This window comes from Myxococcus eversor (genome assembly GCF_010894455.1).
Classification (GTDB): Bacteria; Myxococcota; Myxococcia; order Myxococcales; family Myxococcaceae; genus Myxococcus; species Myxococcus eversor.
Map to the genome: position 1 here is coordinate 40,707 of NZ_JAAIXY010000022.1, position 17,663 is coordinate 58,369.

Consider the following 17,663-nt stretch of genomic DNA (forward strand, 5'->3'; position numbering starts at 1 on the left):
TCCGTCGCCAGACCGCCAGGGCAGCAAGAAGGGGTTGGATGGCGCGGGCCGTCCAACCCCTTTCACATTGCGGGCCCGGGCTTCGCGGTGGTCAGCCAGGACTCCCCACCACGACATCACCGCCACGAATCCGGGCGCGGGGAGAATGACAGCCGTGTCGCGCTGAAAGGCCCGCCCCCTCACACCGTCCAGGGCGGCGCGATGAGGCATGGCTGTTGCTTGGAGACAATCGCCACTCAGCCACAGGAGCGACTGTCTGATCCGCCCAGCCCTCGTCGCACTGCTCCTCCTCGCGCCCGCGGTCCATGCCGAGGTGGATGCCCCCATGCCCGACGTGGTGCGGTCCGAGGACGTCCCGAAGACGTCCATCTGGCTGTCGCCTGTGTTGCATGCCTTGGTGTTCTTGTCGTCCGGCCTGATTTCGGAGGAGCTCCACGTCGCGGTGCCCATCGGCGTGGGCCGCAACCTGTCGGATTCGACCATGGCGGTGCTCGAGGTCACCCCCATGCTGACGCGCACCACCTGTCGTCGCGAGTCCATGCGCTGCGCGTCGCTGCGCCAGCTCAAGGTCTCTCTCGGTGTGGCGTGGAAGCCGTGGCCCAAGGCGCGTGGACAAGGCTTCTTCATCCAGCCCCGGCTGACCGGCATGTGGAGCGTCGACACCCAACGCTTCCGTCCGTCGGGCAGGGCCTTCGCGCTGACCTATGAAGAGGAGCACGGCTTCCAGGCCACGCTCGGGCTGGACGTGGGCTACAGGGTGGTGACGCGCCGCTCCGGCTTCTTCTTCGAGCCCGTCTTCGGACTCGGCATGGGTTACGGGGTGAACCAGCGACGCCAGCCGCTCGACGTGCGCTACACGTACGGCTCCTCCTTCGCGGACAAACGCTCGGATGGCGCCGTCACCGACCTGAACCTGGACCTGCTTCGCCTGGGCATCACCTTTTGAATCCAGTGTCGCGGTACACGGGCCACGCAAGCCTCTCTCACGCTGAGAACCATCCACTCACCTGCCGAGACATCCCCAGGCGGAGTCGAGGGTGACTCCGCCTCGCTCCGTCGGAGTCATCTGGGCTTTCCCAGTATCAACGACTGGGACATACGTCATCGGGCGGATACCCCTCGCCATGTGGGCGCCTTCGATATACCCGTGATGACATGAGCCGCTCGTCAGCTTCGGTCGGGACATTGCTGGGCCAGAAGTATCAACTGCGTCAGCGGATTGGCGTGGGGGCAATGGGCATCGTCTACGAGGCGGCCGGTGTCGACGAGGATGGCGCGGTGGCCATCAAGGTGCTTCAGCAGCACCTGGTCGACGATGAGGCGGTCATCGCGCGGTTCCGACGCGAGGCGCACGCCATCGCGGGCCTGCAGCATCCGCACCTCGTGGAGGTGAAGGACTTCCAGTGCAATCCGGACGAGCCTCCGTTCATGGTGATGGAGCTGCTCCACGGCCAGACGCTCAGGCTCCTGCTGAAGCAGCAAGGTCCCCTGCCGCTCGAGCGCGCGGTGGCCATCGCCATCCAGACGCTGTCCGCGCTGGAGACCGCGCATCGCGCGGGCGTCATCCACCGCGACATCAAGCCGGACAACCTCTTCATCGTGTCGGGCGAGGCCGGTGACCAGGTGAAGGTGCTGGACTTCGGAGTGGCGCGCCTGCTCCACGAGGACGATGCCTCGGCGGTGGGCGCGGAGGCGGGTGCGTGGGTGGGCACGCCCTCCTTCATGGCGCCCGAGCAGGTCCGCTGCCAGCCGGTCGATGCGCGCGCGGACCTCTACTCGCTGGGGGCGTGCCTGTTTCAGATGGTGACGGGGCGGCAGCCCATCGACGTCGCCGACACGGTGGCCCTCTTCTCCGCCATCGTGGAGAAGGTGCCGCCGCTGGCCTCCACGCTTCGGCCCGAGGTGCCCGAGGAGTTCTCGCGAGTGCTCGCGCGCGCCCTGCACAAGAGTCCCGCGGAGCGCTTCGCCGACGCCGGGGAGATGGCGAGCGCGCTGAGGCCATGGGCGGCCCAGGCTCACACGGAGACAGCGCTGGACGACGAGGTCACCCAGCCGCTCGCACAGCGGGCCGAGCCGGCGCCGGCGCGAAAGACCCTGCTGGCCACACGGGCTGCTTCTTCGCCCGCGCCCCAGTTCGATGCCGAGCCCGCGACCCGATTCGACGCCGCGCCCGCGACCCAGTTCGATGCCGAGCCCGCGACCCGATTCGACGCCGCGCTCGCGCCCCAGCTCGATGCCGAGCCCGCGACTCAGTTCGACGCCGCGCTCGCGCCCCAGCTCGATGCCGAGCCCGCGACTCAGTTCGACGCCGCGCTCGCGCCCCAACTCGACGCCGAGCCCGCGACTCAGTTCGACGCCGCCCTCTTGCCGTACCTCGCGCCCGTGGCCATCAGCGCGCCGCCGAAGCCCGCGCCGCCTCCGTCGCCCGCGCCCCACCACCGTCGTTACTCCGCCCTGAAGGAGAGGCTCCTCCTCGTCGGAGCGACCCTGCTCGGTGTCGCCGTGGGCGCGGCGCTCGGGATGGCGTGAGACCTCTGCTCCGAGAGCGGGAGCGCCGAAGCGCCCCCGCTCGCCCTACCCTCAGTGGACGATGAACGTCGAGGGGAGCAGGACCTTGGAGCCGCGGCCCTGGAAGAGGCTGTCCTTCAGGTGCAACTGGATGACGACGTGCTTGCGCTTCTCCAGCTCCGCCCGCTTGGTCGTGAAGAGGATGGAACCCGAGCGCGCGTTGATGAGGCCCGGCGCACCGGACTCCCGGAAGGCCCCCACGTCATCGAAGTGCACACGCACATCCGCCGTGTCCGCCTCCGCCGGCAGGTAGAAATACCCCAGCAGGTGGGCCTGGTCCGACTTTGACAGGTCCATCGACCGCGCGGACGGCGAGAGCTGGAACGGCAGCGACTTGCCCTGCGCGATGACTTCGATGCGCCCCACGCCCAGCAGCACCTTCTCGTACAGCTCCGCGTCCTGACCAAGCAGCCGCAGCTCGAACCGGTCTCCCTCGGGCACGTCGACCGGGTCCGTCCCGCTGTTGCCATCACACGCGCTCAGCGTCAGCGCCAGGAACATCCCCGACAAGGCCATCCATCTTGAGTTCGTCTTCATGTCATCCCCCCTTTCAGAACCGCGGTTCCACGGCCCGCTCCTGCCCCAGCAGCGGATCCAGCTTCCAGATCTTCTTGTTCAGCGGCACCGCCCTGCGCTGCCCGGAGCGGTTGTGCTTCTCAAGCAGCTTCAGCGCCGGCTCCAGCATCATCCGGCTGGGCGCCACCCACGCCTCCATGCCCGTCAGCGACGGCGCCTTCGCACCGAAGAACCGCTCGTTGCACGTGGCCGTCAGCAGCTCACGGGCGACCCTCACCTTGAGGGCCTCGAAGTCAGAGCGGACTTCCCCATTCTGGGCGATGCCCGGGTTGGCCCAGAGGACGCCCAGCGCGTTCTCCATCGTGGTGACGGTGCCCAGGTTGCCCAGCGAGATGGGGCCTTGCGCCAGACACTGGCTCAGGGCCTCCTCACTGGAGCCGAAGAAGCCGTGATCCCTCGTCAGCATCGGCGTGCCGTTCCCACCCACGGGCGGAGGCGGGGGGAAGGCGCACGTCGCGCCGTCCGCGAACTGCGTGGTGGGACCGGTGGAGACCGTGGTCAACGCCCCCGTCACCAGGTTCACCGAATAGAACGTATTCGCCAGGTTCACGTTCGCGTTGGTGGAGCCGTAGAAGAACAGCTCCCCCGCGGAGGTGAAGACCGCGGAGACCATCGAGTTGCCCACCGACAGCACGCCGTTGATGCGCGTGGGCAGGACGAAGTCCGTGTGGGTGCCCAGCAACGGATTGATGATGGTGACGCGCTGGGTGGCGCTGTTGAAGCCATACAGCAGGCCGTTGATGGGATTGACGGCGAAGTCGGCCACCCGGAAATTCGCGGGGGTGCCCACGACGACATCCGACAAGGTCGCGCCCGTGGTGGTGTTGACGCGGACCAGGTGGTTGCTCGTGATTTCGAACCCGAGGAAGGAGCCATCCCCCAGGATGGCGCCCGCGCCCCAGAGGGCCGTGTTCGCGGCGCCAGTGACGAGCGGCGCGATGATGTTCCCCGAGCCGTTGGCATCCACCCGGATGAGGTTGGGCGCGTTCACGCCGTCTGAGTTGATGGCATACAGGAAGCCATCGACATGGTTGAACGCGAGCGCGTTGTACGGCAGCGACGTCGACCCCTGGAGCGCCAGCGTCGCCGAGGCGGGGTCGAACACGTAGAGGCGCGAGGGCCCCACGGGCAGACCGGAGCTGGAGGAGGACGCCGTCGAGATATAGACGGTGTCATCACACGACAGGATGCGCTCCTGGGCACAGAGCACGTTGACGGTGTCCTGGGCGGAGCCACTGTCCCAGCCGATGTTGAAGACGTTGGTGAACGACACGGTGTCATCGGGGGTGGACGGATTCGAGTCCAACAGGCCCAGCGCCTCGCAGGCCTCGAAGTTGGGCACCGGGAACGTGCATTGATAGGTGATGTTGCCACCCACCGGCACCGCCAGCGGCGGCGCGGGCGTGAGGGTGCATGCCGTCAGGAGCGGGTCCTCCGCCAACAGGAGGATCGACTCCAGCGTCGGATGGATGTTCGTCGCGCTGAACGTGAAGGTGAGCGTGTTGGGGTAGGTGTTGATTGTGGCGAGCTTCACGCCGTTCACGAGCTTCTCCGCTCGGAAATCGTGGGCCCACACACCAGGGGCCCATAACGCTCCACCGAGCAGAACTCCAAACCATCTGCGATTCATCTTTGCGCCTCCGCGCCCATGGGGGTTGCTGCCAGGGACGCCCGACGTCCTGCACGGAGAGTGCCTGCTTTGGCTTGGTTCCCAAACTATCCCGATTGGCGTCTGGGAATGCCCGCCAGTCTTGATGTCTGCTGGCCAGGAGGCATGAGCAGACATGCATTCTCGGATGCCGGGAGCCCGAGAGGCGATGTCTGATGAATGAATGGCTCGGCCTCCATCCCCGGGGGCGATGAAGGCTGCGGGCCAGAACGCGCGGGAAACAACCTACACGGAAAATTTTGACAAAGGAGCCCTGCAACAACTTCAGTCGAGACGTGAGGAAGCCGCGCGCCTCAGGCGGGAGCCACGGGCTCGGACTCCCCGGTGGGCCCCAGGGCGGAGCCGGGCTGGGCCTGGTCCTCGGTGCGCAGGTACCAGGGCACACTGATGAGCACCAGACGCCGGGCTCCGGACAGCAGCAGCGTGCTTCGCAGCAGCTCGGAGTGACGCCCATACATGACGGCGCGGTACCACTGGCTCTCCAGCAGCTCCGGCAGGACGACGGCCACCGTGCGGCGCGGGTCCTCCGCGAGCAGCCCGTCCACATAGTCCAGCAAGGGCTGCACGAGCCCCCGGTAGGGAGAAGGAACCTCTTCCAGCCTCGGCACCTGGACATGGGCCCGCATGGCGGGCTCCTGGACGAGGGTGGCCCACTGCTCGGCCAGGGCGTCTGGGGCGTCCTCCGCCTCGTCGGTGCGCACGTGCACCGCGCGGACGTCGTGGCAGAGCCCCAGCGCGAAGCGCAGGGCCGTCTCCGACGCATGGGACCAGCGGCTCATGGGCACCACCGCCACCATGCTCCCGCCCGGCTCCAACGCCATGGGACGCCTGAGGCCCGTCGTCTCGCGAACACGCAGGTAGGCCCGGTGGACGCGGCTGAAGAGCAGCACGCCCAGCGGGATGATGACGACGGCGGCCCAGCCGCCATGCGTGAACTTGGCGACGATGACGATGGACAACGCCAGCCCCGTCAGCAGGGCGCCCACGCCATTGAGCACGCGGCGCCACCGCCACCCGGCCTCGCGGCGACGCGTCCAGTACACCACCATGCCCGTCTGCGAGAGGGTGAACGCCAGGAGCGCGCCAATGGCGAACAAGGGGATGAGGCGGTCGGTGATGGCATCCGCGGCGAGGATGATCAGCCCCGCGAGCACGGAGAGCAGCAGGATGCCTCGCGAATACGCCAGTCGCCGCCCCCGGTGCACGAAGGCCACGGGCAGGTAGCGGTCCAGCGCCAGCAGCCAGCATACGCGAGGGAAGCCGGCGAAGCTGGTGTTGGCCGACAGCGCGAGGACGCCGAGGATGGACGTCATCGCCACGTAATAGAAGACACCCCGCCCCGTCACCGCGGCCAGCAACTGGGACAGGACGCTCTGGTAGCCCGGGCCATCGGGCGCGGTGGCGCCCACACCATAGACGCGGCACAGCGCGGCCACGCCCAGCAGCAACAGCACGAGGACGAGGATGATGAGCGACAGCGTGAGCCTCGCGCGCTTCACGGACGGCGCCTTGAAGATGGGCACCGCGTTGCTGACCGCCTCCACGCCCGTCATCGCCGTGCAGCCGCTGGCGAAGGCCCGAAGCACCAGCCACAGCCCCACGCTCGCCGAGGGCGGGGGCAGCGCGGGCGGAGGAACGTCGATGGCTGGCGCCCCACCCTGCGCGAAGGCCCGCCAGGCGCCGACGGCGAGCAGGATGAAGAGCGAGCCGATGAACATCCCGGTGGGCAGCAGGAAGAGCGCCCCCGCTTCGCGCGCGCCTCGCAGGTTCACCAGCGTGAGCAGGCCCAGCAACCCCAGCGCGAGCCCCAGCGTGTGCGGCCCCAGCGAGGGGAAGGCGGAGACGATGGCACCCACGCCGGCGGAGATGCCCACCGCCACGTTGAGCAGGTAGTCCAGGAGCAGGGCGGAGGCCGCGAGCAGCCCCACCCGCCGGCCCAGGTTCTCACGCGCCACCGTATAGGACCCACCTCCGCGCGGATACGCGGCGATGGTCTGCCGATAGGAGGCGGCCACCACCACCAGCAATCCGACGATGCACGCGGTGATGGGAAACAACAGCTTCACGCCCGAGGGGCCCAGCGGGCGCAGCATGGTGAGCGCGGCCTCCGGTCCATACGCGGCGGACGACAGCGCATCCAGCCCGAGCAGCGCCACGCCGGCGAGCACTCCGACCTGCTCGTGCGACGCCTGCGCGGTGGTGAGCGGCTTTCCGAGCAGCACGTCCATCCAGCTCCAGCGGCCTTCCCTGGCGTGTTCCATGCCGCCCCTCTTTCATCTGGCCACCCGCGCCGAGATTCCTCACGGGCAACCTGGGGATGCCTGGCTCCGGGTGGAGCGGGCGGCGCTCCAGGCGCGTGACTCCTTGTCGAAGGAGACCGACCTGGGAGGTCGGCTCGTGACTTCGCGTGGACACCTGACCCCTTCCGGGGTGATGGGCGGCCAACACCCCGGGGGAGGTTGTGTCCTCCCCGGACGCTCGGCCCTGGAGTCCGCTTCACGGAGGCCACCCCCGTTGGTCACTTCTCGCCCCACCCCCGCAAAAACGCATTGGAGGCAGCTCGTATGGCCATGAGGCACTGCTGGACGCTATCTGTCATCGCCACCCTGGGTATCTCCGGGACGGCGGTGGCGCAGGAATCGGAGACGCGCGAGTCGAGCGAGGTGAAAATGGATGTCCGCGCGGAGCACGGGATGTCCGGCTTCCAGCTCGCGTTGGGCGTCAACCTGGGCCTGGGCGCGGGGTACGTCTACAAGGACGGCACGTCGCGCACCGGGACACGCGAGGACTTGAAAATCACCGACGGCGCCAGCGCATCCCTGCCGATCCTCCTGGAGCTGGGCTATCGCATCAACCCCCGCGTCTACGCGGGCGTCTGGGGCAGTTGGGAGCCGGTCTTCACCAAGACGAACGACATCTCCTGTCCGGAGGGCTTCGACTGCAACACCTGGCAGTGGCGCTTCGGCCCCGAGCTGCGCTTCCACATCAAGCCGGAGTCGGGCTTCGACCCCTGGGTGGGGCTGGCCGTGGGCATGGAGTTCCTCAAGAGCCACGTGAAGGGCGACACGGTCGTCCCGCTGCCGGGCGGAGGCACCGTGCCCGCGCGCATCGACACCAAGGTGACGGACCGGGGCCCCACCTTCGTGCGCCTCAGCGCGGGAGGCGACGTGCGCGTCTCGCGATTCCTGGCCGTCGGCCCCATCGTCACCGCGTCGCTCGGCAGCTACACCGTGCGCACCGGCGACCAGACGGTGAACATCACCGGCCTGCCCGCGCAGACGTCTCCCGTCTCCGCCGTGGATGACGGCTTCCACGCGCTCTTCACCCTGGGCGTGCGCGGCATCTTCCGCTCCTTCTGAGGCCAAGGCGTCAGCCCTTCCATGAGGAAGACCGGGCGAGTCGTCCACGACGGCCCGCCCGGCCCAGGACACGCCTCACCCGCCAAAGCCTTCCCTTTCGTCCAGTCCTGACACGATGTCCCGAGACATGTGCATCTGGGTCACAATCGCCCCTCCCAATGGGTGGCGTGGCGCGTCGAGAAAGTTTCACTCCCACTTCCCTACAGCCCCTTCCGAACCCTTTCCTACATGTCAGGGGATGCAGACCTATTTACAGCCATGCGCTGGCGGTCGAGCATTGGCTACCTCATGGCTGCCTACCGCCCTTCCCCGACACCCCTCGACAGCCTTGCCTCGTTCGTGAGGCTTCACGCACCGTCGCGCCGAGCCGCGCGTCTGGTGCTGCTGGGCTGCGCGCTGTTCATCGCGTTCGTCCATGCCCCCACGGCCCGAGCGGAGGAGGAGCCGAGCTCCGCCGTCCCGGTGCTGGAGGGTTGGCGTTTCCGCTGGGGTGACTCGCCCCAGGGCGCGGATGGAATTCCCCTGTGGGCACAGACCGCGAACATCGCGGACGAGTGGCGCACGATGGAAGCGCTCAAGCCGCCACCTGGACGCGGCAACAACGTCTTCCTGTGGATCAGCATCCCGCTGCCGCAAGGCCCCTGGGCGGAGCCCGCGGTCATGTTGGGTGAAGTCACCAATGCCGTGGAGGCCTACGCCAACGGTCAGCGCGTCTATGTGAGCGGACGACTCAACACGTCCGGCGCGGAGCTGTCCGACAACATGGCCTGGCACGTGGTGCCGGTACCGCGCACCGCGCTCGGTGGGCATCTGCTGCTGCGCGTCCAGTCGAGCAACCCGAACATCGGCGTGGCGCAAGGCGCGTTGATCGGCTCGAGGCATCAACTGCTCGCCAAGGTGACGCGCGAGGGCCAGGCGCCGTTCGTCATGGGCATGCTCCTGCTCGCGGTGGCCGTGGGCTCCGGTGGAGCGTTCCTGCTGCACTGGCGTCGGCGGATGCTCGCGGGCCTGGCGGTGTTCTCCGCCAGCGGCGGCTTCGTATTGCTGGGCCTGAGCGGCATGCCCAACGCGCTGTGGGACGCGCCCATCACCGCCACGCGCTTCACGGTGCTCGGCATCTTCCTGCTCGTGTCGGGCCTCATCGAGTTCGTGTCGGACGCGCTCCTCAACAACCAGCGGCGCTGGTTCCGGATGGGGGCCATGGGCTACTCGGCGCTCTGCGTGGTGGCGGCCCTGTTCGTATTCGCGGACCTGGGCACCGCGCAGCGCATCCTGGTGCCCTTCCTGCCCTTCTCGTTCTCCATCCTGCTCATCTGTTTCAGCGTGGCGGCGACGGAGGCGTGGCGCGGCAACCCCGACGCCCGCATCTTCGTGGCGGGCCTGGCGGGGCTCGTCCTCTTCCTCGCGCTCACGGTGCTGCCCGTCATCGGCGTGCTGCCCTTCTCGCTGGGCAACGTGTCGCACTGGGGCTACCTGGCGTTGACGCTGTCGCTCCTGGGCATCGTCGCGCGACGCTCCATGGAGGTGGTGCGCTCGCTGGAGGCCCACACCCGGCAGTTGGAGGAGCGGCAGTTGGAGGTGCGCAACCTGGCCGAGCGCATGGGCACCGGCGCCGGAGAGCTGGCCACGGTGGTGCAGCAGCTGCGCTCCACCAGCGACCAGCAGACCGAGGGCGTCAGCCGTCAGGCCGCGGCGCTGCAGGAGGCCGAGCAGACGGTGAAGGAGATTCGCCGCTCGTCGCAGATGACGGCGGAGAAGGCCAGCTCGCTGGCCGCGTCGGCGGAGGGCGCCGAGCAGGTGGGCCGCGAGGGCAGCGCCGCGCTGGAGCGCACGCTGGCGGACCTGGCGGCGATTCGCTCCGAGGTGTCGGAGATGGCCCGTCGCATCCTCGCGCTCGACGAGCGCACGCGCGAGGTGTCCGGCATCGTCGACTCGGTGAAGGACCTGGCGGACCAGTCCAACATGCTGGCCATCAACGCGGCGATTGAAGCGGCGCGCAGCGGAGAGAGCGGCCGGGGCTTCGGCGTGGTGGCGCGAGAGATGCGCGGACTGGCGGACCAGTCCATCCGCGCCACGCACCGCATCCGCGAGGTGCTCAACGGCGTGAGCGCGAGCATGCGGGAGGCGGCCCAGTTCAGCGAGAAGGGCGACGAGCGCGTCCGGCAGAGCCTGGATGCCGTGCGCACATCCAGCGCGCAGTTCCAGGAGCTGGCCATCCTCATTGGCGACTCCAGCGCGAGCATGCGGCAGATCACCGCCGCCGTCAGCGCGCAGGACTCGGGCACCCAGCAGATGGCCATGGCCATCCAGGAGCTGTCCGGGCAGATGCAGCGCACCCTGAAGACGGTGCAGGAGACGCAGGAAGCCACCCGCTCCGTCCAGGGGCTGGCGGAGAGCATGTCCGGCCTCGCCACCCAGTCGCTCCGGGCGGAAGGCTCCACGCAAATCTCAACGCCCCGGTAGTCCTTCCCCGGAAGCGAGCTCCCATGCGTACCCAGTCCGCCCTTCCCACCCTGCTGCTCGTGCTCTTTGCCGTGGCTTCAGCGTGTGGAGGGGCGCACGGGGCGGCCGCGGACCCGAACCGGCCCCCCCCCCCGAAGACGACGGTGGCGGTGGAGAGCCGGAAGCTCGTGGACGTCAACCTCTACGCGCTGACGGGGACGCGGCGGCTGCGGCTGGGGACGGTGCCGGGGATGACGACGCGCAACTTCGTGTTGCCTCCCGACCTGGTGGGCACCACGGACCGCATCCGCTTCGGCATCGAAATCATCGGCACCCTGGGCCACAAGAGCCTGGGCAGCGACAGGACCTTCGAGAGCGAGCAGGAGATGTCCGTCCGCCCCGGCGATGAGCTGTCGCTGACCATCTACTGACTACGCCTTCGTGCCCACGTCCCGGGCCGCCCGCCGTACCGCGTCCAGCAGAGAGTGGAGCGTCTGCTCATCCGTGGCGGGCGCCATCACCGTCGCCCGCAGCCAGCGCGTGCCGGAGACGACGGAGGACGCCAGGTGGAAGTGGCCCTCCGAGATGAGCCGGTCCCGGATGGCGACCTGCCGTGAGTCTCCCGCCGCGTCACGGTGGCGAAAGCACACCACGTTGCTCTGCGGCTCGAAGGGCGTCTCGAAGTCGTCGTGCGAGCACAGCAACGCCCATAAGCGATGCGCGGTGGCATGACGACCCGCCACGTATCGGGCGAGCCCCGCCTCTCCCCGCCAGGCCAGGTTGAGGAAGAGCTTCAGTCCGAGCTCCGCCTTGGCGCCCTCCACGGTCCGCTGCATCAAGTCCGGCCCGCCGCGCTCATCCTCGAAGAAGAGGTAGTCCGCCTCCTGGCGGAACGCCCGGTCCAGGTCCTCCTTCCGACGCAGAAGCACGGCCGCCGCCAGCGTCGACGTCCTCATCATCTTGTGCGCATCCCAGATGATGGAGTCCGCCTGCTCGATTCCCTTCAGCAGGGACTTGAGCACCTCATCCAACAGGGCCGAGCCTCCATGCGCGGCGTCCACGTGGAACCAGACCCCCCGCTCGCGACAGCACTGGCCCACGCCCACCAGGTCGTCATAGAGCCCGGTGGCGGGAGCACACGCATTGGCCACCACGGCCACCACGGTGCGTCCCCGCCGCGCCTGGGCAGCGAGGCCTTCGTGGACACCCTGGACGACGACGCGCCCGAGTGAGTCACAGGGCAGCCCCACCACCGCATCGCACCCGAGACCCATGATGGCCGCGGCTCGCCTGATGGAGAGGTGGCACGAGGCCGGCGCCAGGATGACCGCCTCGCGAGGAGCTCCCTGTGTCCAGGCCCCGGGGAAGGCCCGGGCCCGCGCCGCGAGCAGCGCCGTGAGGTTGGCCAGCGAGCCGCCATGAACGAGCACGCCCCCCGAAACGCCACCCCGCCACCCCACCTTCTCCAGCATCCAGTCGATGACGGTGAGCTCGACGGTGGCGGCCGAGGCCCCCATCTCATACAGGGACATGGCGTTGTTCGTGACGCCATGGACCAGGTCCGCCAGCGCCGCCGGCAGGTCAGGCGTCGCGCATTGGTGCGCGAGATATCCCGGATGGTGCAGCCGGGTCCCCTCCGAGAGATAGGCTTTCAGGAAGTCATCGAGCGCTTGTGCGTCCATGCCCCCTTCCCGAATCCACCGGTGGAGTGACAGCTCCCGCGCCAGTTCGGAGGGAGGGCGCCGCGCCGTCACCCGCGCGTGCCCTCCCTGGCTGGTGTCCACGTAGTCCCGGAGCCGCCGCACCGTGACGTCCACCGCCTGGTCCCACTCCTCCAGGTTCCAGACGCCATCAGACGACCTGTCGCCTGGCGGCGACGACGCTTCGGTTTCCTTTGCCATGGCAACAGCCTTCCCCGGCGCGCTCCGCCGGAATCAATCCAAGGAGAGGGAACGACCTGTCAAAAGCCCTGGATGAACGCCCAGCCCCAGGGAAGCATCCAGGACCGCGCCATGGAGAACACGGGCCTGGGGCTCGCAAAGCCAGCGCACCAGCTCCGCGATCTCCGACGCTTCAATCAATCGCTGTTTCGGCAGTCGTGCGATGAGCGCGCGCCGGGCGTGGTCGCTCAGGGGCGCCAAGGTGCTCGCCCGGAACATCGGTGTGTCGGTGGCACCGGGCGCCACGCACACCACCGTCACGGGCTCATGAGCCAGTTCCGCCGCCAGTTGCCGGGTCAGGAAGGCGATGGCCGCCTTGCTCATTCCGTCCGCGGCGCGAAACCCCGGGAAGGCGGCGAAGGCGCCATCCACGCTGGAGAGCATCACCACCGTGCCACTCCCCTGCTCCAGCATCTTCGGAACCAGCATGCGGGTCAGCCAGAGCGGGCCCAGGCAGTTGACCCGGAAGAACAGCTCATCCTCCATCAACGCCGACCCGCCGCCCTCGGCCTTGACGGTCTCCGTCCCCAGCGCGGCGTTGTTGATGAGGATATCGACCGGGCCCGGAAGGCCGCTGACCAGCGCCTGCACCTGGGCCGCGTTGGACTGGTCCAACGGCAGGGCCAGATGTCCCCGGTCCTCGTCTGCGCTGATTTCCCGGAGCAGCGCCAGCGCGCGCTCCCTGCCTCGATGGTAGGTCAGCCAGACCCGGTCCCCCTGGCCCGACATGGCCCTCACCACCTCCGCTCCGATGCCGCTGGACCCACCGGTGACCAACACCGTCCGACGTGCCCGCCCCGCTTCGCTCGACGGCTTCATTGGCCCGCCCCCAAAGACTGCTCGAACATGACCATTTCCTCCCCGGTTGGATTCATCTCGTGAAAAGCTCGGAGGCCCGTGAATGGGCTTCTGGAGAGCCGCGCGCCATGATGACGAATCTGGACATCACTGCGATTGGCCACCACCCGTCAGTCAATAACAGTTTGGCCGTCCCGAGCCCATATCATCCAAACAAGAAAGCCGTCGCATCCGCGCGTGCGGGCAAAGCAAGACACATGAGAGGATTCAACGCGGTGAAGGTCGAGGCGGCGGGCCAATTGGAGCTGATGGACGGTGGAGCGCCCACGACGTAGGCCGCGCCATCAAACCCGCAGGAGCGGAGGAGCGGAGGCTTCGTGCGGGGTTCGGCTTCGCGCCCGCAGAGGAGCTACCGCGTTTCGATTAACCAGAAACTCCGGACAGCCCTGGGCCGACAACGTGTGGACCCCTGGGGTCGAATCGCGGTGAGACACAGGCTCGCCGCGCGCGGCCCGAGGACTGCTCGCGGGGACAACCCGCCTGGAGAAGAAAGATGCACACGAAACGGATGTCGTCGTTGCTCGTCCTGCTGCTCGTGGGGCTCTCCGCATGTGGTGGCGAGGGCGAGGTGGTGGCGGACGTGCCCGAGGCGCTCGACACGAGCACGGCTGAGCTGAACACCTCCATCTACAACCGGGCGCGGGCCTACGCGTCGGCCCATCCCACGCGAGACGGCGGCACGTGGGACCAGTGGTGCGCGTCGCTGATGTGGCGCTTCGGCGGGTTCCCCGAGTCCTCCGCGCGGCCGTCGGCCATCGAGGCCTACCACGCGTCGACACGGCAGCCGTACTCCGCCGCCCAGGCACCCGCGGGCGCGTTCCACTGGTGGGATATCGGCTCGTTCGGGCACGTGGGCCTGGACCTCAACGGCGGTGGCACCACGGTCTTCATGGCCACGCGGAAGCTGTCGCAGAGCTGGGGCAACGCCATCGGCATCAACAGCGTGTCCGGGTATTCGTCGGCTTCGGGCGCGCGGTATCTCGGCTGGTCGCTGGACTACGCGGGCAGCGTCATATCAGACCATGGCCCCCTGCCCGGTGGTGGTGGCGGAGGCATTCCCCGGACGTCGACGGAGGACGATGGAGTCCCTGGTCCCATCTACTACAAGCGCATCCAGACGGTGGGACAACGGGACTTCGGCTACACGGGCCCCATCGACGGTGTCACCGGGCCCGTCACGGAGAAGATCCGCGTGAGAATCACGGCGCGAGAGCTCAACCGCCGGGGCGGCCCGCGCACCTCCGCACAGGACGATGGAATCCCGGGCGCCATCTACTGGCAGCGCGTCCAGACGGTGGGCCGGGAGTTCGGCTACACGGGCCCCATCGACGGGATTCCCGGTCCCAACACGTACAAGGCCGAGCACCGCATCTGCGGCTATGCCGTGAACCGGGCGTTCTAGCCGACACGGCCCCTGCCCTCGCGTTCGCCGTGCCTTTGGCGCCGAGCGCGAGGGTGGATGCGGTTACAGTCCGCCCATGACTGTCCAGGCCACGGGCGTACTGCTCGACATTGAAGGGGGCGTCGCGACGCTCACGCTGAACGACGCCGCGCGCCGCAACGCGATGACTCCCGAGCTGGGAGACGCGCTGCGGGCCCGAGTGGAGGAGCTGCGCCGGAGGGATGACGTGCGCGCCGTCGTCCTCGCCGGAGCGGGCGGCACCTTCTCCGCGGGCGGCGACCTCCAGATGCTGGAGCGACTGCGCCAGGTCTCCTTCGAGGAGGCCCGCGGCTTCATGCTCGACTTCTACTCGCGCTATCTCAGCATCCTCGACCTGCCCGTGCCCACGGTGGCGGCGGTGGAGGGCGCGGCCATTGGCGCGGGGCTGTGCGTCGCGCTCGCGTGCGACGTGTGCATCGTCTCCGAGGACGCGAAGCTGGCCCTCAACTTCGTGCAGCTCGGCCTGCATCCCGGCATGGGCGCCACGTACCTGGTGCCGATGCGAGCGGGCCCCCAGCGCGCCGCGGAGCTGCTGCTCACGGGCCGCCGCTTCGATGGCCGCGAGGCGGTGCGGCTCGGACTGGCGCTGGAGGCCACCGCCGCGACGGAGACGCGGACCCGCGCGAGCGCGCTCGCGACCAACATCGCGGCGAACGCACCGCTGGCGACGCGTGGACTCAAGCAGCGACTAGGCCTGGACCGCGCGGGACTCCAGCGCGCACTGGAGGAAGAGGCCCGACTCCAGGCGGAGAGCTACGGCAGCGCGGACCTGGGCGAAGGGCTCGCGGCGGCCGCGGCGCGCAGGCCCCCGGTGTTCCAGGGACGGTAATCCGCCCACCGCCGTGCTTCCTCGACGCGAGGGTTCGCGACATGCTGCCCGGCGGCCCTCGCGGTGGACGCGAGGCCGAGGCGGGAGGGATGGAGATGGGACAGCTTCGACTGGAGCGACATCTGCACGGGGTGCACGTGGTGCTCATGTGCGCGGATGACGCGGAGGAACAGGCCGAGTGGGTGCTGAGCGTGCTCACGCGCCTGCCGCCCGGCGGCCTCATCCCCGGACGCACGCTGCGCTTCGGCTGGTCCAGCCTGCGCCTGGACCCGCGCGGGGACTCGCTGGTGGTGACGGAGCCCGACTTCGACGGCGACCCGCTGAACGACTGGCGCGACGACATCACCGTGACGCTGCGAATCCAGGGGCGGATGCTCGAGACGACGCAGACGGTAGGCACCGAGCCCTTGTTTCCTCGCTATGGAGACAAGGTCGCGGCCGTGCCCGGATGGGACAGGAGCTCCCGCGTCGCCATGGCGCGCGCCCGGGCCCCCGAGGGCACGGACTCCGGCTGGCTCATCGTCCCCCCTGGCCCCCCGGGCGATGAGACCTTCGAGACCTTCCCCGTGTACTCCCTGCTGCGTCGTCGCCCCGCGTTGATGAGCGCGCTCGCGCTGCCGGGGGGATGGGTGGCGGAGTTCGAGGACGACACGCTCGTGGGCTACGGAAAGCCCGACTGAGAACCGGCGCCGGCGTCAGGTACGCTCCGGGCACACCGTCCTGGCCCCCACTCAAAAATTCGAAGACCCGAACATCATGACCAAGCTCAATCAGATCATCGCCGTCGAGAAGGGCGTCAAGAACCGCTCCCAGCAGGAGCTGACGCAGGCCCACCACGACCTCCAGAAGCCGCAGTTGCTCAACGGCATCTCCCGCACCTATCAGCCCCGTGACGAAGAGGGTGAGCGCTTCCCCCCCGAGTCCACGCGCGTGCAGGTGCGCTCCGACGACGTGTTGAAGAAGACGAAGGAGATCCTCACCCGGCTCTTCGACGTCACCGCCACCAAGGACCTCACCAACTGTCACGCCAAGGCGGACGTGCGTGTCGATGGGAAGGTGCTCCTCAAGGGCGCCCCCGCCACGTACCTGCTCTTCCTGGAGAAGCAGCTCGTCGACCTGCAGACCTTCGTGAAGAAGCTGCCCACGCTGGACCCGTCGGAGTCCTGGGTTCCGGACCCGGCGCAGGGCCTGTGGGCCACGGAGCCCGTGCAGACGGCGAAGACGAAGAAGGTCCCCCGCAACCACGTGAAGGCCGAGGCCACCGAGAAGCACCCCGCCCAGGTGGAGGTCTATTACGAGGACATCGTCGTCGGCTACTGGAAGACGGTGAAGTACTCGGGCGCCCTCCCCGCCGTCCGGGTCAATGAGCTGGTGGAGCGGGTGGAGAAGCTCCAGCAGGCGGTCAAGTTCGCGCGCGAGGAAGCCAACGCCGTGGAGGTGGAGGAGATGAAGTCGGGCGAGGTTCTCCTCGGCTATCTCTTCGGTTAGACTCAGCCGCGCAGTCCTTTCGGAGTACAAACTCAAACTCAGCAGCAAGTTGACGCCGAGCGTTCCCCGGTCGCCTTCAGTGCAGGTTCAAACCCTGCCCCCGCCACGCTCTGCGGCGGGGTAGCCCAACTGGTAGAGGCAAGCGACATCAAGGGCCCGCGAAGCACCCCACGTTCAAATTCTCACTCCAGACTCAGCATTCGCTGTCGCAGGTCCGATCTACCGGCTTCGCCCTTCTCCCCGAGATGCTGGTGCAATTCCAGCCCGCCGCTTCACCTGCTTGCGCGGCGGTCGTTCAATCGCAGGACACGGGGCATCACACTGAGGCGAAGTCTTAAACGTGCGGACCTCATCAATGGCAGCACCCCGAGCCCGGTCAGGAGGACACCCTGATCGGGCTCACCTGTTTTCACGGGCGAAACTTCCAGCGCGGCTGTTTCATCTGGTTGACACGTCCCACCCTGGCGGCTCACGTGGGGTTGCTCTCCGCGCG

15 protein-coding genes are annotated in these 17,663 nt (G+C 68.5%); 10 read left to right on the plus strand and 5 right to left on the minus strand.

Annotation, left to right across the window (positions count from 1 at the left end; all coding sequences use genetic code 11):
• Positions 1–325 precede the first annotated feature (325 nt).
• Positions 326–946, plus strand: coding sequence for a hypothetical protein (locus tag G4D83_RS35190; RefSeq protein ID WP_163869271.1), 621 nt, complete (start codon positions 326–328; stop codon positions 944–946).
• A 209-nt stretch (positions 947–1,155) separates the two neighbouring features.
• Positions 1,156–2,529, plus strand: coding sequence for a serine/threonine-protein kinase (locus G4D83_RS35195; RefSeq protein ID WP_163869272.1), 1,374 nt, complete (start codon positions 1,156–1,158; stop codon positions 2,527–2,529).
• Positions 2,530–2,580: 51 nt separating this feature from the next.
• On the opposite strand, the gene G4D83_RS35200 is transcribed toward G4D83_RS35195, so the two are convergent.
• From G4D83_RS35200 to G4D83_RS35210, 3 genes are all read right to left on the minus strand, one after another.
• Positions 2,581–3,105, minus strand: coding sequence for a hypothetical protein (locus G4D83_RS35200; RefSeq protein ID WP_163869273.1), 525 nt, complete (start codon positions 3,103–3,105; stop codon positions 2,581–2,583).
• A 13-nt stretch (positions 3,106–3,118) separates the two neighbouring features.
• Positions 3,119–4,678 carry a DUF6923 family protein gene (locus G4D83_RS35205; RefSeq protein WP_240356985.1) on the minus strand — a complete coding sequence of 520 codons (1,560 nt, stop codon included), beginning with the start codon at positions 4,676–4,678 and terminating at the stop codon, positions 3,119–3,121.
• Positions 4,679–5,106: 428 nt separating this feature from the next.
• Positions 5,107–7,074 carry an APC family permease gene (locus G4D83_RS35210; protein WP_205522797.1) on the minus strand — a complete coding sequence of 656 codons (1,968 nt, stop codon included), beginning with the start codon at positions 7,072–7,074 and terminating at the stop codon, positions 5,107–5,109.
• Positions 7,075–7,383: 309 nt separating this feature from the next.
• Here G4D83_RS35210 and G4D83_RS35215 point away from each other — a divergent pair, with 309 nt between their 5' ends.
• The 3 genes from G4D83_RS35215 to G4D83_RS35225 all read left to right on the plus strand — a co-directional run bounded on the left by G4D83_RS35215 (position 7,384) and on the right by G4D83_RS35225 (position 11,045).
• Complete coding sequence (locus tag G4D83_RS35215; RefSeq protein ID WP_163869275.1) at positions 7,384–8,172, plus strand: hypothetical protein; 789 nt, start codon at positions 7,384–7,386, stop codon at positions 8,170–8,172.
• 288 nt (positions 8,173–8,460) lie between these two features.
• Complete coding sequence (locus G4D83_RS35220; protein ID WP_163869276.1) at positions 8,461–10,635, plus strand: methyl-accepting chemotaxis protein; 2,175 nt, start codon at positions 8,461–8,463, stop codon at positions 10,633–10,635.
• A 23-nt stretch (positions 10,636–10,658) separates the two neighbouring features.
• Positions 10,659–11,045 carry a hypothetical protein gene (locus G4D83_RS35225; protein WP_163869277.1) on the plus strand — a complete coding sequence of 129 codons (387 nt, stop codon included), beginning with the start codon at positions 10,659–10,661 and terminating at the stop codon, positions 11,043–11,045.
• On the opposite strand, the gene G4D83_RS35230 is transcribed toward G4D83_RS35225, so the two are convergent.
• Both G4D83_RS35230 and G4D83_RS35235 read right to left on the minus strand, forming a co-directional pair.
• Positions 11,046–12,515 carry a pyridoxal phosphate-dependent decarboxylase family protein gene (locus tag G4D83_RS35230; RefSeq protein WP_163869278.1) on the minus strand — a complete coding sequence of 490 codons (1,470 nt, stop codon included), beginning with the start codon at positions 12,513–12,515 and terminating at the stop codon, positions 11,046–11,048.
• A gap of 33 nt (positions 12,516–12,548) precedes the next feature.
• On the minus strand, positions 12,549–13,373 hold the full coding sequence (locus G4D83_RS35235; protein ID WP_163869279.1) for an SDR family NAD(P)-dependent oxidoreductase: 825 nt from the start codon (positions 13,371–13,373) through the stop codon (positions 12,549–12,551).
• 107 nt (positions 13,374–13,480) lie between these two features.
• Here G4D83_RS35235 and G4D83_RS35240 point away from each other — a divergent pair, with 107 nt between their 5' ends.
• The 5 genes from G4D83_RS35240 (at position 13,481) to G4D83_RS35260 (ending at position 17,170) form a co-directional block, all read left to right on the plus strand.
• Positions 13,481–13,687 (plus strand): hypothetical protein, encoded by a 207-nt coding sequence (locus G4D83_RS35240; RefSeq protein ID WP_163869280.1) that lies wholly within the window; start codon positions 13,481–13,483, stop codon positions 13,685–13,687.
• 218 nt (positions 13,688–13,905) lie between these two features.
• The gene (locus G4D83_RS35245) at positions 13,906–14,814 is read left to right on the plus strand and encodes a hypothetical protein (RefSeq protein WP_163869281.1); all 909 of its coding nucleotides are present in this window, start codon (positions 13,906–13,908) and stop codon (positions 14,812–14,814) included.
• Positions 14,815–14,890: 76 nt separating this feature from the next.
• Positions 14,891–15,682 (plus strand): enoyl-CoA hydratase/isomerase family protein, encoded by a 792-nt coding sequence (locus G4D83_RS35250; protein WP_163869282.1) that lies wholly within the window; start codon positions 14,891–14,893, stop codon positions 15,680–15,682.
• A 41-nt stretch (positions 15,683–15,723) separates the two neighbouring features.
• Entirely contained in the window at positions 15,724–16,362 is a 639-nt protein-coding gene (locus tag G4D83_RS35255; RefSeq protein WP_240356987.1) for an immunity protein Imm33 domain-containing protein, read from the plus strand.
• A 76-nt stretch (positions 16,363–16,438) separates the two neighbouring features.
• The gene (locus G4D83_RS35260; RefSeq protein ID WP_163869283.1) at positions 16,439–17,170 is read left to right on the plus strand and encodes a DUF7873 family protein; all 732 of its coding nucleotides are present in this window, start codon (positions 16,439–16,441) and stop codon (positions 17,168–17,170) included.
• Positions 17,171–17,663 lie beyond the last annotated feature (493 nt).

What these genes read in the sequence shown, in the direction of transcription:
- G4D83_RS35190 (WP_163869271.1), top strand. Translation starts at nt 326, where the DNA reads ATGCCCGACGTGGTGCGGTCCGAGGACGTCCCGAAGACGTCCATCTGG.
- G4D83_RS35195 (WP_163869272.1), top strand. Translation starts at nt 1,156, where the DNA reads ATGAGCCGCTCGTCAGCTTCGGTCGGGACATTGCTGGGCCAGAAGTAT.
- G4D83_RS35200 (WP_163869273.1), bottom strand. Translation starts at nt 3,105, where the DNA reads ATGAAGACGAACTCAAGATGGATGGCCTTGTCGGGGATGTTCCTGGCG.
- G4D83_RS35210 (WP_205522797.1), bottom strand. Translation starts at nt 7,074, where the DNA reads ATGGAACACGCCAGGGAAGGCCGCTGGAGCTGGATGGACGTGCTGCTC.
- G4D83_RS35215 (WP_163869275.1), top strand. Translation starts at nt 7,384, where the DNA reads ATGAGGCACTGCTGGACGCTATCTGTCATCGCCACCCTGGGTATCTCC.
- G4D83_RS35220 (WP_163869276.1), top strand. Translation starts at nt 8,461, where the DNA reads ATGGCTGCCTACCGCCCTTCCCCGACACCCCTCGACAGCCTTGCCTCG.
- G4D83_RS35225 (WP_163869277.1), top strand. Translation starts at nt 10,659, where the DNA reads ATGCGTACCCAGTCCGCCCTTCCCACCCTGCTGCTCGTGCTCTTTGCC.
- G4D83_RS35230 (WP_163869278.1), bottom strand. Translation starts at nt 12,515, where the DNA reads ATGGCAAAGGAAACCGAAGCGTCGTCGCCGCCAGGCGACAGGTCGTCT.
- G4D83_RS35235 (WP_163869279.1), bottom strand. Translation starts at nt 13,373, where the DNA reads ATGAAGCCGTCGAGCGAAGCGGGGCGGGCACGTCGGACGGTGTTGGTC.
- G4D83_RS35240 (WP_163869280.1), top strand. Translation starts at nt 13,481, where the DNA reads ATGATGACGAATCTGGACATCACTGCGATTGGCCACCACCCGTCAGTC.
- G4D83_RS35245 (WP_163869281.1), top strand. Translation starts at nt 13,906, where the DNA reads ATGCACACGAAACGGATGTCGTCGTTGCTCGTCCTGCTGCTCGTGGGG.
- G4D83_RS35250 (WP_163869282.1), top strand. Translation starts at nt 14,891, where the DNA reads ATGACTGTCCAGGCCACGGGCGTACTGCTCGACATTGAAGGGGGCGTC.
- G4D83_RS35255 (WP_240356987.1), top strand. Translation starts at nt 15,724, where the DNA reads ATGCTGCCCGGCGGCCCTCGCGGTGGACGCGAGGCCGAGGCGGGAGGG.
- G4D83_RS35260 (WP_163869283.1), top strand. Translation starts at nt 16,439, where the DNA reads ATGACCAAGCTCAATCAGATCATCGCCGTCGAGAAGGGCGTCAAGAAC.